At 70.8% G+C, this 23,802-nt stretch carries 25 protein-coding genes; 9 read left to right on the plus strand and 16 right to left on the minus strand.

The window, feature by feature from the left end; translation table 11 throughout:
• Positions 1-382 precede the first annotated feature (382 nt).
• Positions 383-1,024: a DNA-3-methyladenine glycosylase gene (locus ABZ934_RS30840; protein WP_361319406.1), complete on the minus strand. Its 642-nt coding sequence runs from the start codon at positions 1,022-1,024 to the stop codon at positions 383-385.
• 131 nt (positions 1,025-1,155) lie between these two features.
• Between ABZ934_RS30840 and ABZ934_RS30845 the strand changes: the two genes are divergently transcribed.
• The 3 genes from ABZ934_RS30845 (at position 1,156) to ABZ934_RS30855 (ending at position 3,176) form a co-directional block, all read left to right on the plus strand.
• On the plus strand, positions 1,156-1,938 hold the full coding sequence (locus ABZ934_RS30845; protein ID WP_361319408.1) for a sporulation protein: 783 nt from the start codon (positions 1,156-1,158) through the stop codon (positions 1,936-1,938).
• 51 nt (positions 1,939-1,989) lie between these two features.
• Positions 1,990-2,523, plus strand: a complete 534-nt coding sequence (locus ABZ934_RS30850; protein ID WP_361319410.1) for a YbhB/YbcL family Raf kinase inhibitor-like protein — start codon at positions 1,990-1,992, stop codon at positions 2,521-2,523.
• Positions 2,524-2,672: 149 nt separating this feature from the next.
• A complete protein-coding gene (locus ABZ934_RS30855; RefSeq protein ID WP_361319412.1) occupies positions 2,673-3,176 on the plus strand; it encodes an HNH endonuclease in 504 nt (167 codons plus the stop codon).
• A 49-nt stretch (positions 3,177-3,225) separates the two neighbouring features.
• On the opposite strand, the gene ABZ934_RS30860 is transcribed toward ABZ934_RS30855, so the two are convergent.
• The 4 genes from ABZ934_RS30860 to ABZ934_RS30875 form a co-directional block, all read right to left on the minus strand.
• Complete coding sequence (locus ABZ934_RS30860; RefSeq protein WP_361319489.1) at positions 3,226-3,996, minus strand: sulfite exporter TauE/SafE family protein; 771 nt, start codon at positions 3,994-3,996, stop codon at positions 3,226-3,228.
• Positions 3,997-4,085: 89 nt separating this feature from the next.
• On the minus strand, positions 4,086-5,063 hold the full coding sequence (locus tag ABZ934_RS30865; RefSeq protein WP_329194115.1) for an SPFH domain-containing protein: 978 nt from the start codon (positions 5,061-5,063) through the stop codon (positions 4,086-4,088).
• 84 nt (positions 5,064-5,147) lie between these two features.
• Positions 5,148-5,579: an NfeD family protein gene (locus ABZ934_RS30870; RefSeq protein WP_361319415.1), complete on the minus strand. Its 432-nt coding sequence runs from the start codon at positions 5,577-5,579 to the stop codon at positions 5,148-5,150.
• 73 nt (positions 5,580-5,652) lie between these two features.
• On the minus strand, positions 5,653-6,447 hold the full coding sequence (locus ABZ934_RS30875) for an ABC transporter ATP-binding protein (protein ID WP_361319417.1): 795 nt from the start codon (positions 6,445-6,447) through the stop codon (positions 5,653-5,655).
• A gap of 134 nt (positions 6,448-6,581) precedes the next feature.
• Here ABZ934_RS30875 and ABZ934_RS30880 point away from each other — a divergent pair, with 134 nt between their 5' ends.
• Positions 6,582-7,364 (plus strand): hypothetical protein, encoded by a 783-nt coding sequence (locus tag ABZ934_RS30880; RefSeq protein WP_361319419.1) that lies wholly within the window; start codon positions 6,582-6,584, stop codon positions 7,362-7,364.
• 239 nt (positions 7,365-7,603) lie between these two features.
• Here ABZ934_RS30880 and ABZ934_RS30885 read toward each other — a convergent pair whose 3' ends face one another.
• The 3 genes from ABZ934_RS30885 to ABZ934_RS30895 all read right to left on the minus strand — a co-directional run bounded on the left by ABZ934_RS30885 (position 7,604) and on the right by ABZ934_RS30895 (position 9,806).
• Positions 7,604-7,849, minus strand: coding sequence for a chaplin (locus ABZ934_RS30885; RefSeq protein WP_361319491.1), 246 nt, complete (start codon positions 7,847-7,849; stop codon positions 7,604-7,606).
• Positions 7,850-7,987: 138 nt separating this feature from the next.
• A complete protein-coding gene (locus ABZ934_RS30890; protein ID WP_361319421.1) occupies positions 7,988-8,635 on the minus strand; it encodes a response regulator transcription factor in 648 nt (215 codons plus the stop codon).
• Positions 8,628-9,806, minus strand: a complete 1,179-nt coding sequence (locus ABZ934_RS30895; protein ID WP_361319423.1) for a GAF domain-containing sensor histidine kinase — start codon at positions 9,804-9,806, stop codon at positions 8,628-8,630. The genes ABZ934_RS30890 and ABZ934_RS30895 overlap by 8 nt, the downstream gene beginning before the upstream one ends.
• Positions 9,807-10,335: 529 nt before the next feature.
• On the opposite strand from ABZ934_RS30895, the gene ABZ934_RS30900 reads away from it, so the two are divergent.
• Positions 10,336-11,001: a transglycosylase SLT domain-containing protein gene (locus ABZ934_RS30900; protein ID WP_361319425.1), complete on the plus strand. Its 666-nt coding sequence runs from the start codon at positions 10,336-10,338 to the stop codon at positions 10,999-11,001.
• A gap of 139 nt (positions 11,002-11,140) precedes the next feature.
• Here ABZ934_RS30900 and ABZ934_RS30905 read toward each other — a convergent pair whose 3' ends face one another.
• Entirely contained in the window at positions 11,141-13,645 is a 2,505-nt protein-coding gene (locus tag ABZ934_RS30905) for an FHA domain-containing protein (RefSeq protein ID WP_361319427.1), read from the minus strand.
• Between the two features lie 313 nt (positions 13,646-13,958).
• Here ABZ934_RS30905 and serB point away from each other — a divergent pair, with 313 nt between their 5' ends.
• Positions 13,959-15,158, plus strand: a complete 1,200-nt coding sequence (gene serB, locus ABZ934_RS30910) for a phosphoserine phosphatase SerB (protein WP_361319429.1) — start codon at positions 13,959-13,961, stop codon at positions 15,156-15,158.
• Between the two features lie 98 nt (positions 15,159-15,256).
• On the opposite strand, the gene ABZ934_RS30915 is transcribed toward serB, so the two are convergent.
• From ABZ934_RS30915 to ABZ934_RS30930, 4 genes are all read right to left on the minus strand, one after another.
• Positions 15,257-15,778, minus strand: a complete 522-nt coding sequence (locus ABZ934_RS30915) for a histidine phosphatase family protein (protein ID WP_361319431.1) — start codon at positions 15,776-15,778, stop codon at positions 15,257-15,259.
• A 107-nt stretch (positions 15,779-15,885) separates the two neighbouring features.
• Positions 15,886-16,107 (minus strand): hypothetical protein, encoded by a 222-nt coding sequence (locus tag ABZ934_RS30920; RefSeq protein WP_361319433.1) that lies wholly within the window; start codon positions 16,105-16,107, stop codon positions 15,886-15,888.
• A 159-nt stretch (positions 16,108-16,266) separates the two neighbouring features.
• Positions 16,267-16,386, minus strand: coding sequence for an SGM_5486 family transporter-associated protein (locus ABZ934_RS30925; RefSeq protein ID WP_361319435.1), 120 nt, complete (start codon positions 16,384-16,386; stop codon positions 16,267-16,269).
• Between the two features lie 5 nt (positions 16,387-16,391).
• Positions 16,392-17,675 (minus strand): MFS transporter, encoded by a 1,284-nt coding sequence (locus tag ABZ934_RS30930; protein WP_361319437.1) that lies wholly within the window; start codon positions 17,673-17,675, stop codon positions 16,392-16,394.
• 96 nt (positions 17,676-17,771) lie between these two features.
• Between ABZ934_RS30930 and ABZ934_RS30935 the strand changes: the two genes are divergently transcribed.
• The gene (locus ABZ934_RS30935; RefSeq protein ID WP_361319493.1) at positions 17,772-18,443 is read left to right on the plus strand and encodes a FadR/GntR family transcriptional regulator; all 672 of its coding nucleotides are present in this window, start codon (positions 17,772-17,774) and stop codon (positions 18,441-18,443) included.
• A gap of 7 nt (positions 18,444-18,450) precedes the next feature.
• Here ABZ934_RS30935 and ABZ934_RS30940 read toward each other — a convergent pair whose 3' ends face one another.
• The 3 genes from ABZ934_RS30940 to fabG all read right to left on the minus strand — a co-directional run bounded on the left by ABZ934_RS30940 (position 18,451) and on the right by fabG (position 20,667).
• Positions 18,451-18,900 (minus strand): hypothetical protein, encoded by a 450-nt coding sequence (locus ABZ934_RS30940; RefSeq protein ID WP_361319439.1) that lies wholly within the window; start codon positions 18,898-18,900, stop codon positions 18,451-18,453.
• 271 nt (positions 18,901-19,171) lie between these two features.
• Positions 19,172-19,942 carry an enoyl-ACP reductase FabI gene (fabI, locus tag ABZ934_RS30945; RefSeq protein WP_361319441.1) on the minus strand — a complete coding sequence of 257 codons (771 nt, stop codon included), beginning with the start codon at positions 19,940-19,942 and terminating at the stop codon, positions 19,172-19,174.
• Positions 19,943-19,947: 5 nt separating this feature from the next.
• Positions 19,948-20,667 (minus strand): 3-oxoacyl-[acyl-carrier-protein] reductase, encoded by a 720-nt coding sequence (gene fabG, locus ABZ934_RS30950; protein WP_361319443.1) that lies wholly within the window; start codon positions 20,665-20,667, stop codon positions 19,948-19,950.
• Between the two features lie 185 nt (positions 20,668-20,852).
• Here fabG and ABZ934_RS30955 point away from each other — a divergent pair, with 185 nt between their 5' ends.
• Positions 20,853-22,376 (plus strand): TldD/PmbA family protein, encoded by a 1,524-nt coding sequence (locus tag ABZ934_RS30955; RefSeq protein WP_361319445.1) that lies wholly within the window; start codon positions 20,853-20,855, stop codon positions 22,374-22,376.
• Entirely contained in the window at positions 22,376-23,776 is a 1,401-nt protein-coding gene (locus ABZ934_RS30960) for a metallopeptidase TldD-related protein (RefSeq protein ID WP_361319447.1), read from the plus strand. Before ABZ934_RS30955 ends, ABZ934_RS30960 begins: the two co-directional genes overlap by 1 nt.
• Positions 23,777-23,802 lie beyond the last annotated feature (26 nt).

A 23,802-nucleotide genomic window follows, 5' to 3' on the forward strand; every position in this document is an offset into this window, starting at 1 on the left:
CTTCTGGCGTTGATTTTTGGCACGCTGTTGAGTTCTCAAGGAACGGACGCTTCCTTCGTACTCACCCTCGCGGGTTTTCCTCCGGGCGCTTCCTTCGTTTCCAACTCTACCAGATCATTTCCGTGCCCTGCTTCTCGAAGAGTCGCAGTCGGCGGGGATTTGAATTCGGTGGCCGTTGGGGGCCTGTGCCTTTCGGCGCTCCACTACGTTAGCGCTTTTCCCTTGGGGCTCATAATCGGGCCGCCGGATTCGAATTCGGGCATGCCGAAATCGTCCCCGCCAGGGGTAAGTCGTAGGTAGTGGGTTTCGCCGCTCCGGGAGGCTGCGAACGCAGTGCCCGTTCAGGCGGCTCGGGCTACGTTAGGCGTCCGCCCGGGACGAGTCAAGTTGAGCGACGGCGTGGCGCGTGGGCGCGATACGGGCTGACCGTCGGGTCGTGGGTGAGCCAGAAGCGGTACGGATGGTCCGCACCGGCTCCGCCCACTCCCGTACGGGGGCCACTGCTCACCAGGTCGGGCGTGGTGGGCGTGCCGGCGAGCAAGGACAGTGGGGAGTCGGGGCCGTCGCAGAGGTCGGTGCCGTCCAGGGACCGGTCGATGTCCAGGGCCGTGGCCAGACGGGCCGGACCTTTGGCGAGTTCCCTGTCGTTTCTGGCGGAAAGTCGACGTTTGCGGGCCAGGTCGGCGCCCAAGGTGATCTCGCCGGCGCGGATGAGGACACCGCTCGCGTGGTCGGGCGGGCCACACACCAGGTTCAGGCTGAACCACATGCCGTAGATGAAGTAGACGTACGCGTGTCCGGGCGGCCCGAACATCGACGCGTTGCGCTGGGTGCGGCCGCGGTAGGCGTGGGAACCCGGGTCGGCCTCACCCTCGTACGCCTCCACTTCCGTGATGCGTAGTTCGAGGGGGCCCTCGGGTGTGCGTCGGACCAGCGTGCGGCCGAGCAGGTCGGGGGCCACGGTGAGGACCGGGCGGTCGAAGAAGGACCGGGGCAGGGGCGTACGGTCGGGTCGCGCGCTCATCCGGTCGAGCGTACTGGAGGTCGCGCGCTTGCAACCGGGGCCTAGGGTTCCGCGTTTGTAGGGGTAATCACCAGAGGGCCGGGGTCATGTCCGGGGCCTTCACATCACGGAGCTTCAAGGGGAGTCAGAGCATGGGGTTCAGGAAGCTGTTCGCGGCGCTTGGTGCCGGTGGTGCCTCGGTGGACACCGTCATCACCGAGCCGAACGTCGTTCCGGGCGGGATCGTCCAGGGCGAGGTCCGTATCCAGGGCGGTTCCGTCGAGCAGCAGATCGAGGGGTTGTCGGTCGGGCTCCAGGCGCGGGTCGAGGTGGAGGGCGGCGAGCAGGAGCACAAGCAGGACATCGTCTTCACGAAGCAGCGGCTGGGCGGCGCGTTCCAGGTACAGCCGGGGGCGCTGCACGTGGTGCCGTTCGGGCTGGAGATCCCGTGGGAGACGCCGATCACCCACTTCGAGGGGCAGCACCTCCGGGGGATGAACATCGGGGTGAGCACGGAGCTGGAGATCGCGCGGGCAGTGGACGCGGGTGACCTGGACCCGATCAACGTGCATCCGGTGCCGGCGCAGCAGGCGATCTTGGACGCGTTCCGTCGGCTCGGGTTCTCGTTCCGCTCGGCGGACATGGAGCGCGGGCACATCCGGGGGACGCGGCAGACGCTGCCCTTCTACCAGGAGATCGAGTTCCTGCCGCCGTCGCAGTACCGGGGGCTGAACCAGGTGGAGCTGACGTTCGTCTCGGACGGGCGGGAGATGGACGTCGTCCTGGAGATGGACAAGAAGCCCGGTCTCTTCTCCGAGGGCAGCGACACCTACCGCTGCTTCCAGGTGGGGCTGCAGTCGTACGAGGGGACCGACTGGGCGGCGTATTTGAACCAGTGGATCGCCTCCGTGGGTTCGCAGCGCAACTGGTTCTGAGCAATGTCTACGCTCGGGGCGGTACTGGTTCAGCGATCAGGAGGTTCAGCAGTGGCCGAGCAGAGCAGGGCGCCGCTTCCGCACGACTTCCACCCGGATGTGCCCGCGTTCTCCGTGGTGAGTGATGACCTGGCGCCCGGCGCGGAGCTGGGAGAGGCGCAGGTCCAGTCGGCCGGAAACCGCTCGCCGCACCTGCGGTGGGAGGGGTTCCCGGAGGGGACGAAGAGTTTCGCGGTGACGTGCTTCGACCCGGACGCTCCGACGGGCAGCGGGTTCTGGCACTGGGTGCTTTTCGACATCCCGGCCTCGGTGACGGAGTTGCCGGCCGGTGCGGGCGGCGGGAAGTTCGAGGGGCTGCCGGCCGGGGCCGTGCACGTGCGCAACGACTACGGGTCGAAGGACTTCGGCGGGGCCGCGCCTCCGGCCGGGGAGCGGCACCGGTACGTGTTCACCGTGTACGCGGTGGACCGGGAGAAGCTCGGTCCGGGTTCGGACGTCTCACCGGCGGTCGTCGGGTTCAATCTGCGGTTCCACACGCTGGGCCGTGCTCAGCTCATCGGTGAGTACGAGGCTCCGGCGGGCTGATCGTTTCCCGAGCGTTTGCCCGGTCCTGGTCTAAAGACGGCCAGGACCGGGCATTTTTATTGCGTTGTCCCGCGTGGCGCGCGCGGCCAGAGTGGTTCCGGGCCTTGCCGCCAGGGAGGTCGCGGGCCTGCACACGGGAGGTGGGCGAGATGCGGGACACGCTGGTGCTGAATGCGAGCTTCGAGCCGCTGTCGACGGTGACGTTGAACCGGGCTGTGGTGCTGGTGCTCCAGGACAAGGCCGTGGTCGAACAGTCGCATCCCGAGCTGCGTGTCCGGGCGGCCACCATGGAGCTTCCGATGCCGCGGGTGATCAGGCTCTGCCGGTACGTCCGGGTGCCGTTCCGAAGACATGCTCCCTGGTCGCGGCGGGGGGTGCTGGCCCGCGACCAGCACCGGTGCGCGTACTGCGGGAAGCGTGCGACGACCGTGGACCACGTGCTGCCGCGGGCCCAGGGGGGCGGGGACACCTGGCTGAACACGGTGGCGTCCTGTGCGGAGGACAACCACCGCAAGGCGGCCCGTACTCCGGAGGAGGCGGGGATGCCGTTGCTGCGCAAGCCGTTCGTTCCGTCGCCGGCGGACGCGATGCTGCTCGCCCTGGGTTCGGGTGGGCGCGAGGCGTTGCCGGAGTGGCTGGCGCGGACCGCCTAGCCGGTCGGGGTAGGCGGGTTCGTCGGGCTGCGTAGGTTCGCTACGCAGTTCAGCGGAGCAGCAGTTGGACGATGGCGATGAGGCCGACTGCCACGATGACGGCGCGGAGCACCGTCGGGGGCAGTCGGCGGCCGACCTTCGCGCCGATCTGGCCGCCGAGGGTGGAGCCGACGGCGATGAGGACCACGGCCGTCCAGTCGAAATCGGCGACGAAGAGGAAGAAGACGGCCGCGATGCCGTTGACGAGGGCGGCGACGACATTCTTGACGGCGTTGATCCGTTGCAGGTCCTCGTGGAGCAGGAGCCCCATCAGGCCCAGGTAGAGCACGCCTTGGGCGGCGCCGAAGTAGCCGCCGTAGGCGCTGGAAATCAGCATTCCGGTCAGCAGGGCGGGGCCGCCGTCGGGGTGGCCGGTGTCGCCGCCCGCGGCTTCCTGGCGGGCGCGCAGGGCGGCGGCGAGGCGGGGCTGGAGGACGACGAGGACGAGGGCCAATCCGATGAGGACCGGCACGATCGTGTTGAAGGAGTCCGACGGCAGGGTGAGGAGCAGGATGGCGCCGCCGAGTCCACCGACGAGGGAGACGGCGCCGAGGCGCATGATGCGGGCGCGCTGCCCCTTGAGTTCCTTGCGGTAGCCGATGGCGCCGCTGATCGAGCCGGGTACGAGGCCGAGGGTGTTGGACACGTTGGCGGTGACCGGCGGCAGTCCCGTGGCGAGCAGGACGGGGAAGGTGATGAGGGTGCCGGAGCCGACGATGGTGTTGATGGTGCCGGCTCCGACACCTGCGGCGAAGACCGCGAGTGATTCCCAGATGGACATGGACATTGCCATCCCCTTCGCATGAGTGGGTCGCCTCCCCGCCATGAAGGTCGGGGGGCCTCACTGATCATGCAGGAAGCGGCGCGCGGTCAGTCGATGGGGGGCTGTTCGCGGCGGTCGGCGGCGGCCTTGTCGGCCGCGCTCGCGCCGTCCTTGCCGGAGCCCGCCGGGTTGAAGCCGGAACCGCCGCCCATGGGACCGAAATTGCCCATGGCGCCGGAGAGGCCCTTGAGGGCGTCACCGATCTCGCTCGGCACGATCCAGAGCTTGTTGGCGTCGCCCTCGGCGATCTTCGGGAGCATCTGGAGGTACTGGTAGGCGAGGAGCTTCTGGTCGGCGTCGCCGGCGTGGATGGACTCGAACACCGTACGGATGGCCTGGGCCTCGCCCTCGGCGCGCAGGGCGGCCGCCTTGGCGTCACCTTCGGCGCGCAGGATGGAGGACTGCTTCTCGCCTTCGGCGCGCAGGATCTCCGACTGGCGGACACCTTCGGCCTGGAGGATCGCGGCGCGCTTGTCGCGGTCGGCGCGCATCTGCTTCTCCATCGAGTCCTGGATGGAGGTCGGCGGCTCGATCGCCTTCAGTTCGACGCGGTTGACGCGGATGCCCCACTTGCCGGTGGCCTCGTCCAGGACGCCGCGCAGGGCGGCGTTGATCTCCTCGCGGGAGGTGAGGGTCCGCTCCAGGTCCATGCCGCCGATGATGTTGCGCAGGGTGGTGACGGTGAGCTGCTCGATGGCCTGGATGTAGCTGGCCACTTCGTACGTCGCGGCCCGGGCGTCGGTGACCTGGTAGTAGATGACGGTGTCGATGTTGACGACCAGGTTGTCCTGGGTGATGACGGGCTGCGGCGGGAAGGGGACGACCTGTTCGCGGAGGTCGATCCGGTTGCGGATCGAGTCGATGAACGGGACGACGATGTTCAGGCCCGCGTTGAGGGTGCGGGTGTAGCGGCCGAACCGCTCGACGATGGCGGCGCTGGCCTGCGGGATCACCTGGATCGTCTTGACCAGTGCGATGAAGACCAGAACCACCAAAATGATCAGGACGATGATGATCGGTTGCATGCGGTTCCCCGTGCCCTTCCGGCTGTCTGTGCTGCCCCGTTGATCGGAGTCTCGCAGACCCTGGGGCCGCGAGTCGGGTGGTTGTCACATGACGACCGCGGTCGCCCCGTCGATGTCGACGACGTCGACGGACTGGCCGGGTTCGAAACTGGTGTCCGAGTCGAGGGTGCGGGCGGACCAGATCTCGCCGGCGAGTTTGATGCGGCCGCCGCGTCCGTCGACGCGTTCGAGGACGACGGCGCTCCTGCCCTTCAACGCCTCGATGCCGCTTCGGTGTTGGGGGCGCTGGTCGCGGTGGCGGTTGGCGAGGGGACGGACGACGGCGATGAGCGCGATCGACACGATCACGAACACCAGTACCTGGGCCACCACTCCCCCGCCGAGCGCGGCCGTCACGGCGGCGAGGGCCGCGCCGACGGCGAACATGCCGAACTCGGGCATCGCCGTGAGGACCAGGGGGATGCCCAGTCCGACCGCGCCGATGAGCCACCACACCCATGCGTCGATGTTGGTCACATGGTCATGGTAGGTCTGGCGGGCGCGGTCGGGACAGGGTGCGGTGCGGGCCGGCCGGGTCCGGCGACGGTGCCTAGCGGAGCGGGAGGCCCTGGGCGGTCCAGCGGTCGCTGTCGTTGCGCTCCACCACGAGCGGGAGGCCGAAGCACAACGAGAGGTTGCGGGAGGTCAGCTCCAGGTCGATGGGGCCGGCGGTGACGACCTTGCCCTGGCGGATCATCAGGACGTGCGTGAAGCCGGGCGCGATCTCCTCCACGTGGTGCGTGACCATGATCATGGAGGGCGCGAGGGGGTCGCGGGCGAGGCGGCCGAGGCGCCGTACGAGGTCCTCGCGGCCACCGAGGTCGAGACCGGCGGCGGGCTCGTCGAGGAGCAGCAGCTCGGGGTCGGTCATCAGCGCGCGGGCGATCAGGGTGCGCTTGCGTTCGCCCTCGGAGAGGGTGCCGAACTTCCGGTCGAGGTAGTCCGTCATGCCGAGGCGGTCGAGGAACGCGCGGGCGCGCTGCTCGTCGATGTCCTCGTACTCCTCCTGCCAGGTCGCCGTCATGCCGTAGGCGGCGGTGAGGACGGTCTCCAGGACGGTCTGCCGCTTGGGGAGCTTGTCGGCCATCGCGATGCCGGCGACTCCGATACGGGGGCGCAGGTCGAAGACGTTGACCTTGCCGAGGGTGCTGCCGAGGATGGTGGCCCCGCCCGTGGTGGGGAAGAGGTAGCTGGAGGCGACATTGAGCAGGGTGGTCTTCCCGGCGCCGTTGGGGCCGAGGATCACCCAGCGCTCCCCCTCCTTCACCGACCAGGAGACCTGGTCCACCAGCGCCCGGCCCTCGCGGACCACGGATACGTCCACCAGCTCCAGAACATCGCTCATGAGCGTGTTGTCTCCCCTTGCAGTCTCGGTTCGTCTGTGCACCGGTAGGCGCAGCCCCAGGGGAAAACCTACGCCACTGGCGGAGGGGTCCGGGCGCCAGGCCGGTCCCCCGGGCTGATCCGTAAAGTGGGGGGATGCTTTTCGAACCACGTTCAGGGCGGCTGGCCGCCTGGGGGAACGCGCTGCTGGCCGGTCTGGTCTCGCCCGACGAGGCCGTGCTGTCGATCGTGGGCGAGGACGCCGTGCACCGGGTGGCGGGGCTGCCCGGGGAGTCCGGGCCGGTGGGGCTCACGTTGGCGCTGGGCCGGATGCGGGCGCTGGGGGTGACCGGGCTGCGGGTGGCGCTGCCGGCGCCGGGCCACCCGCTGGGGCTCAGCGGGCCGCCGGAGTTCAACGCGCGGGCGCTGGAGGCCGAGGAGGCGGTGGTCGCGGTGGGGGCGGCGATGGGTCTGGTGCCGGAGGTGACGGAGGCGGGACCGGCCGGGGACGTGCACGTCGAGGTGGTCTGGCACTGTCTGCCGGTACGGGAGGCCCCGCCGGCGGACGTGCCGTCGCTCGGCGAGGCGGAGCGGGAGCTGGCGGAGGCGCTGCGCGAGGCGACGCAGGTACTGACCCGGCTGGACGTGGCGGGGTCGGGACCGATGGCGGAGGCGGCGCTGTCGGCGTACCGGGCACGGGCGGAGGCCGGGCGGGAGGTGCTGGCCCCGGGGTACCCGGCGCGGGCGGTCCGGGTGCTGTCGCTGGCGCAGCGGGTGGACCTGATGGTGTCGCTGGCGTACGAGAACGGGCACGGCGGCGCGGTGGCCGCCTCGGAGATGGCGGCGCGGGGCGAGGCCTTGCGGCCCGTGGAGCGGGTGGCGCGGCGGGCGCTGGTCGCGGCGTACAACGCGGCGGTGGAGGAGCGGGAGCGGGGCTGACCGGGCGCTCCGGGGGTTCGGCGGGGCCCTCCGGGGGCCGGGTGCGGCGCCGTTGCGCGGCGCGGCACCGGCTGCGCCGGGCTTTACGGGGCTCCGCCCCGGACCCCACGCCTCAAACGCCGGCGAGGCTGGAATGGCAAGCCCCGGCGAGGCTGGGATGGCCTGGGAGCCGGCGGCGGAAGAGTGGGGAGACCCCGCTTCCGGGGAGAAGGGGAAGCGGGGTCGGTGGAGCGGGTGGGTCAGGCGTTGTTGCCCGTGTTGCCGAAGGCGGGGTTCAGCAGGCCGATCACGTTGACCGAGTTGCCCACCACGTTGACGGGGACGTTCACGGGGGCCTGGACCAGGTTCCCCGAGGCCACGCCCGGCGAGTTCTGGGCCTCGCCCGCCGCCGACGCACCGCCGTGCGCCGAGGAGACACCCGCGCCGGCGGCCAGGAGGCCACCCGCGATCATGGTGACGGCAGTGGCCTTCTTGAAGTTCTTCACGTTCTTCTTTCCTCCAGTACGTCCGCCGCGGCCGGCCGCCGCGGCATGCATGGAGAACGGCCGCTCCTCCGTCGGGATACGCCATGTGGGCGACATACACCCGACCGTATGAATCTCACACCGGCCCGAACCGGGGGCTCAGGCGTCGACGATCCCGTGCCTGACCGCCCACAGGGCGGCCTGCGTGCGGTCGGACAGGTCCAGTTTCATCAGGATGTTCGAGACGTGCGTCTTGACCGTCTTCTCGGACAGGACGAGCGCGCGGGCGATCTCCCGGTTCGCGCGGCCGTCCGCGATGAGGGAGAGGACCTCCCGTTCCCGGTCGGTCAGGGCGCCGGCGCGCGGTGAGGACGAGGGCTGGTCCTCCTGGGTCAGCAGGGCCTCCGCGACCGCCGGCTGGAGCAGGACGTGCCCCGCGTGGACGGAGCGGATGGCTCCCGCCAGGGCGTCGGGGTCGATGTCCTTGTAGACGTATCCGGCGGCCCCCGCCCGCAGCGCGGGCACCACCGTCCGCTGTTCGGTGAAGCTGGTGACGACCAGGACCCGCGCCGGGTTCGCGAGGTCGCGCAGCCGCCGCAGCGCCTCGATGCCGTCGGTGCCCGGCATCTTGACGTCCATCAGGATCACGTCGGGGCGCAGCTCCTCGGCGCGGGCGATGCCCTCCTCGCCGTCCGCGGCCTCGCCGACGACCTCGATGTCCTCTTGGACCTCCAGGAAGGTGCGCAGTCCGCGCCGGACCACTTGGTGGTCGTCGACCAACAGAACGCGGATGGGTGTGTCAGCCACCGGGGACCTCCATCTCGATCGTGGTGCCCGCTCCGGGCTCCGAGCGGACTTCGAGCTGGCCTCCGACGCCGCCGGCCCGGTCCCGCATGGAGACGAGGCCGAGGTGGCGGCCGGCGGTGCGCACGGCCCGGGGCGAGAAGCCGCGGCCGTTGTCGCGTACGGCCAGCAGCGCGCCGGCGGCGTGCCGGGTCAGGGCGACCTCGACACGGTCGGCGCCCGAGTGGCGCAGGGCGTTGTGGAGGGCCTCCTGGGCGACGCGGAGGAGGGCCTCCTCCTGGCTCGCGGGGAGGGCCCGTATTCCGTCGCAGGTGAAGGTGACGTGTGCGGCGTGGGCGCGGTCCAGGACGCGGACGTGGTCGCGCAGGGTCGCGACGAGCCCGTCCTCGTCCAGGGCGGCGGGGCGGAGCTCGGTGACGGCGGCGCGCAGTTCGTCGGCGGCTTCGGCGGCGAGGGCGGCGACCTGCTGGAGTTCGTCCTTGGCCCGGGCGGGATCGCGGTCCACCAACGCGGCGGCGGCCTGGGCGGTGAGGCGCAGGGAGAACAGCTTCTGGCTGACGGCGTCGTGCAGCTCGTGGGCGAGGCGGGAGCGTTCCTCGGCGATGGTGAGCTCGCGGCTGCGTTCGTGGAGGCGGGCGTTGGTGAGGGCGATGGCGGCGTGCTGCGCGAGGAGGGAGAGGAGTTCCTCGTCCTCGTCGGTGAACCCGCGGCCGCCGGGCGCGCCGCCCTTGTCGCCGTTGTCGCCATTGACGCCCTTGTCGTGCTTGTTCGTGAGGAAGAGGGCGCCGAGGGTCTCCTCGCCGTCCCGGATGGGCATGCCGAGGAAGTCGGACATGTCGGGGTGGGCGGCGGGCCAGCCGCCGAAGCGCGGGTCCCGGCGTACGTCGGTGAGCCGCTCGGGGCCCTCGTCGTGGAGCATCGCGGCGAGGATGCCGTGCTGGCGGGGCAGTGGGCCGATCCTTCGCCACTGTTCCTCGCTGATGCCGTCCACGACGAACTGGGCGAAGCCGCCGTGGTCGTCCGGGACGCCCAGGGCCGCGTATTCGGCGTCCAGGAGTTCGCGTGCGGAGACGACGATCGTCCGCAGGACGTCGTGGACCTCCAGGCGGCGGCTCATGGCCAGCAGCGCGGTACTGACGGCGGCCAGTCCGGTGCAGGGTCCGTCGGGGTGCATGGGCTCACCGTACCGGCGCCCCTGACCTGCGGGATCGGTCCTCGGGCGTAGGTCGTGGGGACTCGTCCCGGTGGTCCGCGAGACGTTCGGTCCGGGCGCATGCGCGTCGGGTACGGGGGTACGGGGGCCTGCGGGTGGGACCGCCGGCGAGGGGGTCGGCTCCGTCTCCGGGTGGAGGTTCGGGCCCTTCGCCTGCCGCCTGGGGATGAGGCCGTTCACCGAATGCATTGCAACGGCAACGCACGGTGAGACCGCCACCTGCCCGATGTGAGCCCCGGCATAGGACGCAGGTCACTTACGAAGCCGCGTAGTACGTACCTAAAGGGGCTGTCAGCACTGCTCCGCCTAGTGGCGCCGGCTCGGATCGGGCGTGATCGGGCGGCCCTGATCCACTAAGCGGGATCGTACGTCACACCTTTGCCATGCCTTTTTGCCACCGCTAAGAATGTCGACGTCGCACAGCGCCGCGGATCCCCGGATCCCGCGGCGCTTTCCTGCGGCCCCCGCTATTCGAAGAGGTTGCTCACGCATGTCCGAGACCAGCACCCCCGGCCACAGTCTTCGTCTGACCAAGGCCCAGAAGCTCTCCTTCGCCGGCATCGCCACCTTCGGCGCCGCCGCGCTCGCCTTCTCCCTCGTTCCGGCCAACGCCGCCGAGACGAGCGGGACGACGGTCGCCCTCGCCCCCGTGGCGTGGACGAAGGTCGTGGACGGCGCCCAGACGAAGACCGTGCAGGCGCACCTCGGCACGCAGCTCGCCATCGCCGACAAGAACGCGAAGGCCAAGGTCGCGGTCGACGCCGCCGCCGCGGCGAAGAAGGCGCGCGAGCAGAAGGCCGCCGCCAGCCGTTCCGCGATTCGCACCCCGGTCTTCGCGAACAACCTGGACGGCTGGATCAAGGAAGCCCTGTCCATCATGAAGCGCGAGGGCATCCCGGGCACCTACGCCGGCATCCACCGCAACATCATGCGTGAGTCCAGCGGCAACCCGCGGGCGATCAACAACTGGGACATCAACGCCCAGAACGGCATCCCGTCCAAGGGTCTCCTCCAGGTCATCCAGCCGACCTTCGCCACCTACCACGTCAAGGGCACGAAGTTCGACCTGTACGACCCGGTCGCGAACATCGTCGCCGCCTGCAACTACGCGGCCGACCGCTACGGCTCGATGGACAACGTCAACAGCGCCTACTAGGACCCCGTCCGAGCTGGTCCTGGCGGCAGAGCAGCCCCCATGCGCCTCAGGGCGGCCCCCGGTGTTCCGGGTGCCGCCCTGAGGCGTTCGCGTTCGCCCATGCTCGCGCTCGTGCGCGGTGCTTCGCGCGCGGGTCGCGCTAGTTGCGCATGACCTCGGGCTCGTGGCGGCGCAGCAGGCGGGCCACCGCGAAGCCGCAGGCGACGCCGAGGGCCAGCAGGACGAAGATGTCCAGGAACCACTGGCCGGCGCTCGGGTCCCACAGGGGGTCGGTGTTGGTGGGGTTCTCCGGATCCCACGGCGCCATCAACTTGCCGAGGTTCAGGGTGGTGCCGGCGGCGGCGACGGCCCAACGCGACGGCATCAGCCAGGCGAACTGCTCCAGGCCGATCTTGTCGTAGAGCTGGAAGAGGATGCCGGTGAAGACGACCTGGACGATCGCGAACATGACCAGCAGCGGCATGGTCTTCTCGGCGGTCTTCACCAGTGAGGAGATCACCAGGCCGAACATCATGGCGGTGAAGCCGAGCGAGGTGACCGCGATGCAGAGCTCGACCGCGGGGGACATGAACAGGCCCTCGGCCGGCAGCTTGCGGGGGATGAAGCCGATGGCGCAGATGATCACGCCTTGGATGGCCGTGATGAGGCCGAGGACGATCACCTTCGACATGAGGTACGCCGACCGGGACAGGCCCGTCGCGCGTTCCCGCTCGTAGATGACCCGTTCCTTGATCAGTTCACGGACCGAGTTCGCCGCTCCCGAGAAGCACATGCCGACGCTGAGGATCAGCATGATCGTGCCCGCGTCGCCGTTGAATCGGCTCGGCGGCGTGGGCGGGGCGAGGCCGAACTTCGCGGGGATCACGACGGAGACGATGCCGAGGACCGCGGGAAGGAGCACCATCAGGGCCAGGAAGCCCTTGTCCGAGGCGATCACCGAGACGTAGCGGCGGATCAGCGTCCACAGCTGTGATCCCCAGCCCTGCGGCTTCGGCGGGTTCATCTGCTGCTGCGAGGGCATCGCGACCGACTGCGGCGCCACCGCGTCGATGTCGGCGGCGTAGAGCTGGTAGTGCTGCGAGCCCTTCCAGCGGCCGGCCCAGTCGTAGTCGCGGAAGTTCTCGAAGGCGGAGAACACGTCGGCCCAGGTGGAGTAGCCGAAGAAGTTCAGCGCCTCGGCCGGCGGGCCGAAGTACGCGACCGAGCCGCCCGGGGCCATGACCAGCAGCTTGTCGCAGATGGACAGCTCGGCCACCGAGTGCGTGACGACGAGGACGGTGCGGCCGTCGTCGGCGAGGCCGCGCAGGAGCTGCATGACGTCGCGGTCCATGCCCGGGTCGAGGCCGGAGGTGGGCTCGTCGAGGAAGATCAGGGACGGCTTGGTGAGCAGCTCCAGGGCGACGGACACGCGCTTGCGCTGACCACCCGACAGCGAGGTGATCTTCTTGTCCTTGTGGATGTCGAGCTTGAGCTCGCGCAGCACCTCGTCGATACGGGCCGCGCGCTCGGACTCGGCGGTGTCGCCGGGGAAGCGGAGCTTGGCCGCGTACTTGAGGGCCGTGCTGACCTTGAGTTCCTTGTGCAGGATGTCGTCCTGCGGGACCAGGCCGATGCGCTGGCGGAGTTCCGCGAACTGCTTGTACAGGTTGCGGTTGTCGTAGAGGACGTCGCCCTGGTTGGCAGGCCGGTAGCCGGTGAGCGCCTTGAGCAGGGTCGACTTGCCGGAGCCGGAGGGACCGATGACGCCGATGAGCGACTTCTCCGGGACGCCGAAGGTGACGTCCTTGAGGATCTGCTTGCCGCCGTCGACGGTGACGGTGAGGTGGCGGGCCGAGAAGGAGACGTCGCCGGTGTCGACGAACTCCTCCAGCCGGTCCCCGACGATCCGGAACGTCGAGTGGCCGACGCCGACGATGTCGTTCGGGCCGAGCAGCGCGGTGCCGGACTTGGGCAGCGGCTGGCCGTTGACGTAGGTGCCGTTGTGGCTGCCCAGGTCGTGGATCTCGAAGCGACCGCCGGTGGAGCGGAACTCCGCGTGGTGGCGCGAGACCTGGAGGTCCGAGACGACGAGCTCGTTCTCCAGGGCACGACCGATGCGCATGACGCGGCCGACGTCGATCTGGTGGAACGTCGTCGGGCTGCGGTCGCTGTAACCGGGGGCCGCGGCCTGCGCCGGCTGGGCGCCGCCGGCCTGCTGCTGCGGGAAGTGCGGCTGGGCCTGTTGCTGCGGGAAGTGCTGCGGCTGCTGCGGCCGGGCCTGTTGCTGCCACGCCTGCTGCTGCGGCTGCTGGGGCGGGGCCTCGTACGCGGGGGCCTGTCCCTGGTACGCGGGCGCCGTGGCCGCCGCCGCGACGGCGGCGCTCGGATTCAGCCGCGGCCCGTCGGTCGCGTTGCCGAGGTGGACCGGCGTACCGGGCACCAGTTCGGTCTGCTGGACCCGACTCCCGTGCACGTAGGTGCCGTTGGTGCTGCCGTGGTCCTCAAGGCTCCAACCACGGCCGTTCCAGGCGATGGTGGCGTGCCGCCACGACACCCGGGCGTCATCGATCACCATGTCTCCCTGGGGATCGCGCCCCAGCGAGTACGACCTGGACGGATCGAGCGTCCAAGTCCTGCCATTCAATTCCAGTACGAGTTCCGGCACTCCAGCCCCACTTAAGTCCCCCGAGAATCCCCCTGGCGTCAGGGAGTCCGACGTCAGGGAGTCTAGGGATGGCGAACATCCGGGGGAACTATTTCAGGCCCGGGCCCACATGTGGAATCGGGGCCGTGCCGGGCGTACACGTAGGGGCGCAGACCGGTCGAAAGCCACCAGGAGAGCCCCGTACGGAACGGTGTGCCGGGACACTCCGACGCCACGTCCGGATGGCGCGCGGGAGAACGTGCGGGGAAGCTTGTGACCGCTGGGTGGGACGGGGGTCCTGGTCCGGGAGTGGCCAAGATACGGTGAGAGGACCATGAGCGCTTCGCAGACCTCCGACGTCCCCACCCTCCTCGTCAAGATCTTCGGCAAGGACCGTCCCGGGATCACCGCCGGGCTGTTCGACACCCTGGCCGCCTACTCCGTCGACGTGGTCGACATCGAGCAGGTCGTCACCCGTGGCCGCATCGTCCTGTGCGCCCTCGTCACCATGCCCGTCGGCGGCACCGAAGGCGAGCTGCGGGCCACCGTCCACAGCTGGGCCGAGTCGCTCAAGATGCAGGCCGAGATCCTCTCCGGGACCGGCGACAACCGGCCGCGCGGCAGTGGTCGCTCGCACGTGACCGTGCTGGGCCACCCGCTGACGGCCGAGTCGACGGCGGCCATAGCGGCCCGGATCACCGGGACGGGCGGCAACATCGACCGCATCTTCCGCCTGGCGAAGTATCCGGTGACGGCCGTGGAATTCGCCGTCTCCGGTGCGGAGACCGAGCCCCTTCGGACCGCGCTGGCGACCGCCGCCGCACAGATCGGCGTCGACGTGGCGGTGGTGTCGGCGGGGCTGCACCGCCGCGCGCAGCGCCTGGTCGTCATGGACGTGGACTCGACGCTGATCCAGGACGAGGTCATCGAGCTGTTCGCGGCGCACGCCGGCTGTGAGGCCGAGGTCGCCGAGGTCACCGAGCGGGCGATGCGCGGTGAGCTCGACTTCGAGCAGTCGTTGCACGCACGGGTCGCGCTGCTCGCGGGGTTGGACGCCTCCGTCGTGGACAAGGTGCGCTCCGAGGTGCGCCTCACCCCCGGGGCCCGGACCCTGATCCGGACGCTCAAGATGCTCGGCTACCAGGTCGGGGTGGTCTCGGGCGGGTTCACGCAGGTCACGGACGACCTTCGGGAGCGGCTCGGCTTGGACTTCGCCTCGGCGAACGTGTTGGAGATCGTCGACGGGAAGCTGACCGGCAAGGTCACGGGCGAGATCGTGGACCGGGCGGGCAAGGCCCGGCTGCTGCGCCGCTTCGCGGCGGAGGCCGGCGTACCGCTGGCCCAGACCGTGGCGATCGGTGACGGCGCCAACGACCTGGACATGCTGAACGCGGCCGGGCTGGGGGTGGCCTTCAACGCCAAGCCTGTGGTCCGTGAGGCCGCGGACACGGCGGTGAACGTGCCGTTCCTGGACGCGGTGCTGTACCTGCTCGGTATCACGCGTGAGGAAGTGGAAGCCGCCGACCTGGCCTGACGGGCCTCCGTGACACCAGCACCGGGCCCGGCCGGCAGGACGGGGCCGGGCTCACGGCGTCAGCGGGTCGTCGGGACGTCAGCGGGTGGCCGGGGGTGTCAGTGGTCCGAGGGGGTCCAGAAGTCGAGCAGGGTGCCCACGCCGTGCTCCACGGACTTCCAGGTACCGGCGAAGGAGACCACGGCGAGGGCCGAGGTGGGGAAGCCGGTGCGGTTCATCCGCTGGAGCGTGTCCCCCTGGGCCGTTCCGGACAGGGCGCCGGCGAGGGCGTGCATCCCCGGGTTGTGCCCGATGACCAGCAGGTCGGCCACATCGTCGGGGGTCTCGTTCAGCAGGGCGATGAGCTCGCCCGGCGAGGCGTCGTAGAGCCGCTCCTCGTACGTGGTCCTCGGCCGGTGCGGGAGCTCTTGGACGGCGAGCTTCCAGGTCTCGCGGGTCCGGGCGGCGGTCGAGCAGAGGGCCAGGTCGAAGTCGATGCCGGTCTGGGTCAGCTTCCGGCCGGCGGCCGGGGCGTCGTGCCGGCCGCGTTCCGCCAGCGGGCGTTCGTGGTCTGTGCCGTCCGACCATTCGGCCTTGGCGTGCCGGAGGAGAACGATCCTGCGGGGTGTGTCGGCGCTCATGAAGCCCAGCTTCGCATGAAATGAGCCATGGGGCGCGGGGTGTTGAGGGGTTCCCGGCCGGGGTGCGGCGCCGCCTTGCGCCCCCTGTGCGCCCCGGCGTGCGCCGGTCAGCCGACCGCGCGCAGGAGCTGTGCGGTGACGTGGACGAGGGAGGGGCCTTCGCCGCTCACGGCGTGTGCCTCGCCGGATCCCGCGAGGAGCAGCAGCAGGAGGCAGAAGGCGAGCGCGGGCAGCGCCAGCGCCCACCAGTGCAGCCGGGCGTCGGCGCCCGTACCGGCGGTGCGGGTGCGACGGCGGGAGCCGGACGGGGCGTGCGTGGGGGCCGACATGGCCGCCTCCGTGGGTGTGCTGGTGGGACTGGCTCGCGGTGTCGAATCTAGGGATTCGACACCGCGGCTCCCATCCGGGGCACACCCCAGATCACCCTGAGCCTGACCCCCTAGGGGTACGGGGGTTGTCCCTACCCCCGGCCCCGAGGGGGGCGGTCGTCAGGGGGAGACGACGGAGGCGATGACGGCGATGACGACGGTCACGACGAGCATCGCGCCGAGCACGAGGCCGAGCTTCTTGTGGCCGTTCTGGGGGTTCGGTTCGAGTACGGGCGACATGCCGCTCAGTCTCCCATGCCGCATTCGCCCTCGATCGTGCGGTCCCGCCCGGCGAGCACGCCGAGCACGATCTGCGGGACCAGCAGCCCGGCCATGAGCGCCAACGGCAGGTCCCAGCCGCCGCTGTGCTGGTACAGCGCGCCGATGAGCAGCGGGCCGGGGATGGAGATCAGGTAGCCGGTGCTCTGGGCGAAGGCGGAGAGCTTGACGACCCCGGCGGGTGACTTGGCGCGCAGTCCGATCATGGTGATGACGAGCGGGAAGGCGCAGTTGGAGACGCCGAGCAAAAGCGCCCAGGCCCAGGCGCCGCCCGCCGGGGCGAGCCAGAGACCGGCGTACCCGAGGAAGCCGAAGAGGCCGAGGGCGACGGCGATGGGGCCCTGGTGGCGCATCCGGCCGGCGAGGCGGGGGATCACGAAGGCGAGCGGGACGCCCATGAACATGGTGACGGCGAGCAGTACGCCGGCGGTGGAGGCGGAGACCCCGGCGTCACGGAAGATCTGCGCGAGCCAGCCCATGGTGACGTAGGCGCTGGTGGCCTGGAGGCCGAAGTAGCCGGCCAGGGCCCAGGCGGTGCGGCTTCGCACGACGCGCGGGCCGGTGCCGGGGGCCGCCGCGGGGCCGGCGTCCCGGGCGCGGCGGGCCGCCGCGGCGATGGGCAGCCAGGGCAGCACGGCGGCGATGGCGATGACCGCCCAGACCAGCAGGCCGGTGCGCCAGTCGCCCCCGAGGGCGGAGGTGAGCGGGACGGTCGCGGCGGCGGCGAGGGAGGTGCCGGCGGCCAGGGCCATGGAGTAGAGGCCGGTCATGGTGCCGACCCGGTCCGGGAACCAGCGCTTGATGATCACCGGGAGCAGCACGTTGGTCAGCGCTATGCCGGCCAGGGACAGGGCGCTGGCTGCGAGGAACCCGGCGGCGTTGCCGGCGAAGGGCCGGATCAGGAGGCCCGCGGCGACGGCGGCCATGCCGGCGCAGACGACCGCGGCCGGTCCGAAGCGGCGGGAGAGGCGGGGTGCGGTGATGCCGAAGACGGCGAAGCAGAGGGCGGGGACCGAGGTGACGAGTCCGGCGACGGTGCCGCTCATGCCGAGACCGGTGCGGGTCTCCTCGAAGAGGGCGCCGAGGCTGGTGATGGCGGGCCGCAGGTTGAGGGCGGCGAGCACGATGCCGACGATGAGCACCGGCCCGAGCCACGCCGGCTCGGGGGTGGCAGGGGTGGTGCGGGGCTGCGGGGGCGCCGTGCGGGCGGCCTGGGGCCGGTTCACGGTCTGGACCTCATCCTCGGACATTGCTCCATCATAGAATCATGGGATGATTGGTTGTCCAGTCCCCGATCCGTCGCCTCCGAGGACGACGCGTCGAACGTCCCGAGAGGACCCGCCCGCATGCCGCTGACCTCGCCCCGGCGATCCGCGCTCGTCGATCAGGTGATCGCCCAGCTCAGGAACCAGATCACCTCCGGTGAGTGGCCGGTGGGCTCGCGCATCCCGACGGAACCCGAGCTGGTCGAGCTGCTGGGCGTCGCCCGCAACACGGTCCGGGAGGCCGTCCGGGCGCTCGCCCACAACGGCCTCCTCGACATCCGCCAGGGTTCGGGTACGTACGTGCTCGCCACCAGCGAGCTGGCCGGGGTGATGCACCGGCGCTTCGCCGCGTCCGACCCCCGGCACATCGCGGAGCTCCGCTCGACGCTGGAGTCCTCGGCGGCGCGGTTGGCGGCGCAGCGGCGCACCGAACGGGACCTCGCCCAGCTGGACGCGTTGCTGGCCCGGCGCGAGGAAGCGTGGCGCAGCGGGGACAAGGAGCTGTTCGTCGCGGCGGACGTGAGCCTGCACATGGCGGTGGTGGCGGCCTCGCACAACGAGGTGCTGGTCGGCCTCTACGCGGACCTGGGCGACCTGGTGGCCGACTGGCTGCGGACGGACGTCGGGCCGGAGCTGAGTCCGCAGACGCACCTGGACCACGCCCGGTTGATCGAGGCGATCCGGCGCGGGGACGCGGAGACGGCCGCGTCGGAGGCCGCGGGGTACCCGTTCGCCTGCCGCCGCGAGCGGTAGCGGTCGCTCAGCCGGGCTCGTGGCTCACCCAGGCCGAGCGGACCTCCTTCCAGCACCGGCCGTCGAGCTCGACCCGGCCGGCGGGCCCGACGGCGACGGCCGCGCCGTCACCGTCGATGTCCCACCACTGGTCGCATTCGACGTGCAGCCGCACCAGGTCGGTCCGCGGGAACCTGTTCTGGCAGTACGCCGTCACCTGTGACGCCTCGATCACGGTGTCGCAGTCGGCGCCGAACAGCTCGCGGGCGGGCGACGCGGACTGCGCGGGCGGCTCGGCGGGGATCTCGGCCGGGTCCACGACGCCGACGTCCCCGTTCATAGGGGCTCCGGGCACGGGTTCGCCGCTCGCGGGCTGCGCGGCGGCTCCGGGGATCGCGACGGCTCCGGGGATCAGCAGGGCGGCCAGGGCCACCGAGGTGACCAGCAGTGACATCGCTCGGTTCGGCCTCGCGCCCACGCCCGTACCTCCTCCCCGAAGGACCCGGGAAGATCCCGGCCCGGTCAGTTTGCAGGCATACGTCCCGGTTTTCGACTCGGGAAGATCCGGTCGGCCGACGAACGTCCGCTCGACCCCCGCGCGCGCACCCCGTGAAACCCCGCGCGCCACGGGCCGAAACGGCGGTGGCCGCGCCTCCCCGGAGGAAAACGCGGCCACCGCCGTACGGACGTAACGGGCCTGACCATCGGACCGGACGACGGGCCGGACCGATGGGCTCCGGCGCGGAAGGTCAGGCGCCCATGGCGTGCAGGCCGCCGTCCACGTGGACGATCTCGCCCGTGGTCTTCGGGAACCAGTCGGACAGCAGCGCCACGATGGCCCGGCCGGTGGGCTCAGGGTCGTTCATGTCCCACTCCAGCATGGAGCGGGAGTTCCACACCTCCGCCAGGTCGGAGAAGCCCGGGATGGACTTCGCGGCCATCGAGCCGATCGGGCCGGCCGAGACCAGGTTGCAGCGGATGTTCTCCTTGCCCAGGTCACGGGCCAGGTAACGGCTGGTGGCCTCCAGCGCGGCCTTGGCCGGACCCATCCAGTCGTACTGCGGCCAGGCGAACTGCGCGTCGAAGGTCAGGCCGACGACGGCCGCGCCCTCGTGCGGGAACAGCGGCTTGCAGGCCATGGTGAGCGACTTCAGCGAGAACGCCGAGACGTGCATGGCGGTGGCGACCGACTCGAACGGGGTGTTCAGGAAGTTGCCGCCCAGGGCGTCCTGCGGCGCGAAGCCGATGGAGTGGACGACGCCGTCCAGGCCGCCGAGCTCGTCGCGGACGAGCTGCTCCAGGCGGGCCAGGTGCTCGTCGTTGGTGACGTCGAGCTCGATCACCTTCGCCGGCTTCGGCAGCTTGCGGGCGATGCGCTCCGTCAGCGTCGGCCTCGGGAAGGCGGTCAGGATGACTTCGGCGCCCTGCTCCTGGGCCAGCTTCGCGGCGTGGAAGGCGATGGACGACTCCATCAGCACCCCCGTGATGAGGATGCGCTTGCCCTCGAGAATTCCACTCATGGTGATCAGTGACCCATGCCCAATCCGCCGTCTACGGGAATGACGGCTCCGGTGATGTACGCGGCGTTCTCGGACGCCAGAAAGCTCACGACCGACGCGATCTCCTCGGGCCGCGCGTAGCGGCCGAGGGGGACCTGCTGCATGATGACCGCGCGCTGCTCGTCGGTGAGCACCTTCGTCATGTCGGTGTCCACGAATCCGGGGGCGACGACGTTGAAGGTGATGTTGCGGGAGCCGAGCTCACGGGCGAGCGAGCGGGCGAAACCGACGAGGGCGGCCTTCGAGGCGGCGTAGTTGGCCTGACCGGCCGCGCCGAGCAGGCCGACGACCGAGGAGATCATGACGACGCGGCCCTTCTTGGCGCGCAGCATCCCGCGGTTGGCCCGCTTCACGACGCGGAACGTACCGGTGAGGTTCGTGTCGACGACCGACGCGAAGTCCTCCTCGGACATACGCATGAGCAGGGTGTCCTTGGTGATGCCGGCGTTGGCCACCAGCACCTCGACCGCGCCGTGCTTGTCCTCGATCTCCTTGTAGGCCTGCTCCACCTGCTCCGAGTCGGTGATGTCGCAGCGGACCGCCAGGACGCCCAGGGAGGTGAGCTCCTGCGGCGGCTCGCCGGACCGGTACGTGATCGCGACCTTGTCGCCCGCCTCCACGAAGACGCGGGCGATGGCGAGGCCGATGCCCCGGTTTCCTCCGGTGACGAGAACCGAGCGGCTCAACGGATCACCCTTTCGCTTAGCTGTGTGATGGGCAAAAACCTATCGGTCCCGGCCCGGATAAGGAGAATCGGGGCCCGACAGGGCCTTGCCGCAGCGTCTGTGGAGTCTCTACAGAAAGAAGTGTGCACAACGGCCCCGGGCGCGACATGATCGGGGCGACCGGCCCCGACCCCGGGAGGAATTCCGTGCCCCATTCCATCGACGCGGCTTTCACCGCGCTGCCTTTGCGGGCGCTCGCCGACGCGGCGCTCGCGCGGGCTCGCGCGCTGGGCTCCGACCACGCCGACTTCCGGCTGGAGCGAATCCGCAGCGCCTCCTGGCGGCTGCGCGACGCGAAGCCCTCCGGCAGCTCGGACACCACCGACCTCGGTTACGCGGTGCGCGTGGTGCACGGCGGCAGCTGGGGCTTCGCCTCCGGTGTGGACCTGACCATGGACGGCGCCGCCAAGGTGGCCTCGCAGGCCGTGGCCATGGCCAAGCTGTCGGCCCAGGTGCTCAAGGCGGCGGGTTCCGACGAGAGGGTGGAGCTGGCCGCGGAGCCGGTGCACGCGGACCGGACCTGGATCTCCGCCTACGAGGTGAACCCGTTCGACGTGCCGGACACGGAGAAGGCGGCCCTGCTGGCGGAGTGGAGCGCACGACTGCTGGCAGCCGAGGGCGTGACGCACGTCGACGCCTCGCTGCTCGCCGTCCACGAGAACAAGTTCTACGCGGACACCTCCGGCACCTCCACCACCCAGCAGCGGGTGCGGATCCACCCCCAGCTCACTGCGGTCGCCGTGGACGCCTCCACCGGCGAGTTCGACTCGATGCGCACCATCGCCCCGCCGGCCGGCCGCGGCTGGGAGTACCTGACGGGCACCGGCTGGGACTGGGACGCGGAGCTGGAGCAGATCCCCGGCCTGCTCGCCGAGAAGATGCGGGCGCCGAGCGTGCGGGCCGGGCGCTACGACCTGGTCGTGGACCCGTCCAACCTGTGGCTCACCATCCACGAATCCATCGGGCACGCCACCGAGCTCGACCGGGCGCTGGGCTACGAGGCGGCGTACGCCGGGACCTCGTTCGCCACCTTCGACCGGCTCGGCACGTTGAAGTACGGCTCCTCGATCATGAACGTGACCGGTGACCGCACGGCGGAGCACGGCCTGGCCACCGTCGGCTACGACGACGAGGGCGTCGAGGCGCAGAGCTGGGACCTGGTCAAGGACGGCACCCTGGTCGGTTACCAGTTGGACCGCCGGATCGCGAAGCTGACCGGGCTCGGGCGCTCCAACGGCTGCGCGTTCGCCGATTCGCCGGGCCACGTGCCGGTGCAGCGGATGGCGAACGTATCGCTGCGGCCGGATCCCGGCGGCCTGTCCACGGAGGACCTGATCGGCGGGGTGGAGCGCGGGATCTACGTGGTCGGCGACCGCTCCTGGTCGATCGACATGCAGCGCTACAACTTCCAGTTCACCGGGCAGCGGTTCTTCCGCATCGAGAACGGGCGGCTGGCCGGGCAGCTCCGCGACGTGGCGTACCAGGCCACGACCACCGAGTTCTGGGGCTCGATGGAGAAGGTCGGCGGTCCTCAGACGTATGTGCTGGGCGGCGCCTTCAACTGCGGCAAGGCACAGCCGGGACAGGTCGCGGCCGTGTCTCACGGTTGCCCGTCCGCGCTGTTCCGTGACGTGAACATCCTGAACACGACCCAGGAGGCCGGGCGCTGATGTCGGTTCGTACCAAGCCCCACGAGATCGTCGAGCGGGCCCTGGAGCTGTCCACCGCCGACGGATGCGTCGTCATCGCCGACGAGCAGTCGACGGCCAACCTGCGCTGGGCGGGCAACGCGCTCACCACCAACGGCGTCACCCGCGGCCGGACCCTGACGGTCATCGCGACGGTCGACGGCAAGGAGGGCACGGCCTCGGGGGTCGTGTCGCGCTCCGCCGTGACGTCGGACGACCTGGAGCCGCTGGTGCGGGCCGCCGAGGCGGCCGCGCGGAACGCGGCGCCGGCGGAGGACGCCCAGGCCCTGATCAGCGGCACCCCGGCCTCGCCGGACTTCACCGACGCCCCCGCCGAGACCTCTTCCGCGGTGTTCGCGGACTTCGCCCCGGCCCTCGGCGAGGCGTTCGCCCGGGCCCGCGCGGGCGGCCGTGAGCTGTACGGCTTCGCCAACCACGAGCTGGTCTCCACCTACGTCGGCACCTCCACCGGGCTGCGGCTGCGGCACGACCAGCCGAACGGCACGCTGGAGCTGAACGCGAAGTCGCCGGACCGTCAGCGCTCGGCCTGGGCCGGCCGCGCCACGCGGGACTTCAAGGACGTGGACCCGACCGCGCTGGACGCGGAGCTCGCCGTACGCCTGGGCTGGGCGGAGCGCCGCTTCGACCTGCCGGCCGGGCGGTACGAGACCCTGCTGCCGCCGACGGCGGTGGCGGACCTGCTGATCTACCAGATGTGGTCGGCGGCGGCCCGCGACGCGGTGGAGGGCCGGACGGTCTTCTCCAAGCCCGGCGGCGGCACCCGGATCGGCGACAGGCTGTCGGAGCTGCCGCTGACGCTGCGCAGCGACCCGAACGCGCCGGGCCTGGAGTCCGCGCCGTTCGTGATCGCGCACAGCTCCGGCGACGACGCCTCGGTGTTCGACAACGGGCTGCCGGTCCCGCCCACGGAGTGGATCAGCGGGGGCGAGCTCGCCCGGCTGACCACGACCCGGCACAGCGCGGCCCTGACCGGGCTCCCGCTCTCCCCCGGCTTCGGGAACCTGATCCTGGACGCGGGCGGCGAGAAGTCCCTGGAGGAGATGGTGGCGGGCACCGGCCACCGGGGGCGGGGCCTGCTGCTCACCTGCCTCTGGTACATCCGTGAGGTCGATCCGGCGACGCTGCTGCTCACGGGCCTGACCCGGGACGGCGTGTACCTGGTGGAGAACGGCGAGGTCCTCGGCGAGGTCAACAACTTCCGGTTCAACGAGTCACCCGTGGACCTGTTGTCGCGGGCCACGGAGGCCGGCCGGACCGAGAAGACCCTCCCGCGCGAGTGGAGCGACTGGTTCACCCGCACCGCGATGCCGGCCCTGCGGATCCCGGACTTCAACATGAGCTCGGTCAGCAAGGGGGTCTGACCCCCATAGACTGAGACGGCAATCCC

Source organism: Streptomyces sp. NPDC046557 (assembly GCF_040645975.1).
GTDB lineage: Bacteria > Actinomycetota > Actinomycetes > Streptomycetales > Streptomycetaceae > Streptomyces.

Bases quoted from the DNA above. Each gene is read 5' to 3' on its own strand.
- ABZ934_RS30840 (WP_361319406.1), bottom strand. From the start codon at position 1,024: ATGAGCGCGCGACCCGACCGTACGCCCCTGCCCCGGTCCTTCTTCGAC.
- ABZ934_RS30845 (WP_361319408.1), top strand. From the start codon at position 1,156: ATGGGGTTCAGGAAGCTGTTCGCGGCGCTTGGTGCCGGTGGTGCCTCG.
- ABZ934_RS30855 (WP_361319412.1), top strand. From the start codon at position 2,673: ATGCGGGACACGCTGGTGCTGAATGCGAGCTTCGAGCCGCTGTCGACG.
- ABZ934_RS30860 (WP_361319489.1), bottom strand. From the start codon at position 3,996: ATGTCCATCTGGGAATCACTCGCGGTCTTCGCCGCAGGTGTCGGAGCC.
- ABZ934_RS30865 (WP_329194115.1), bottom strand. From the start codon at position 5,063: ATGCAACCGATCATCATCGTCCTGATCATTTTGGTGGTTCTGGTCTTC.
- ABZ934_RS30875 (WP_361319417.1), bottom strand. From the start codon at position 6,447: ATGAGCGATGTTCTGGAGCTGGTGGACGTATCCGTGGTCCGCGAGGGC.
- ABZ934_RS30880 (WP_361319419.1), top strand. From the start codon at position 6,582: ATGCTTTTCGAACCACGTTCAGGGCGGCTGGCCGCCTGGGGGAACGCG.
- ABZ934_RS30895 (WP_361319423.1), bottom strand. From the start codon at position 9,806: ATGCACCCCGACGGACCCTGCACCGGACTGGCCGCCGTCAGTACCGCG.
- ABZ934_RS30900 (WP_361319425.1), top strand. From the start codon at position 10,336: ATGTCCGAGACCAGCACCCCCGGCCACAGTCTTCGTCTGACCAAGGCC.
- serB (WP_361319429.1), top strand. From the start codon at position 13,959: ATGAGCGCTTCGCAGACCTCCGACGTCCCCACCCTCCTCGTCAAGATC.
- ABZ934_RS30915 (WP_361319431.1), bottom strand. From the start codon at position 15,778: ATGAGCGCCGACACACCCCGCAGGATCGTTCTCCTCCGGCACGCCAAG.
- ABZ934_RS30920 (WP_361319433.1), bottom strand. From the start codon at position 16,107: ATGTCGGCCCCCACGCACGCCCCGTCCGGCTCCCGCCGTCGCACCCGC.
- ABZ934_RS30925 (WP_361319435.1), bottom strand. From the start codon at position 16,386: ATGTCGCCCGTACTCGAACCGAACCCCCAGAACGGCCACAAGAAGCTC.
- ABZ934_RS30930 (WP_361319437.1), bottom strand. From the start codon at position 17,675: ATGTCCGAGGATGAGGTCCAGACCGTGAACCGGCCCCAGGCCGCCCGC.
- ABZ934_RS30935 (WP_361319493.1), top strand. From the start codon at position 17,772: ATGCCGCTGACCTCGCCCCGGCGATCCGCGCTCGTCGATCAGGTGATC.
- fabI (WP_361319441.1), bottom strand. From the start codon at position 19,942: ATGAGTGGAATTCTCGAGGGCAAGCGCATCCTCATCACGGGGGTGCTG.
- ABZ934_RS30960 (WP_361319447.1), top strand. From the start codon at position 22,376: ATGTCGGTTCGTACCAAGCCCCACGAGATCGTCGAGCGGGCCCTGGAG.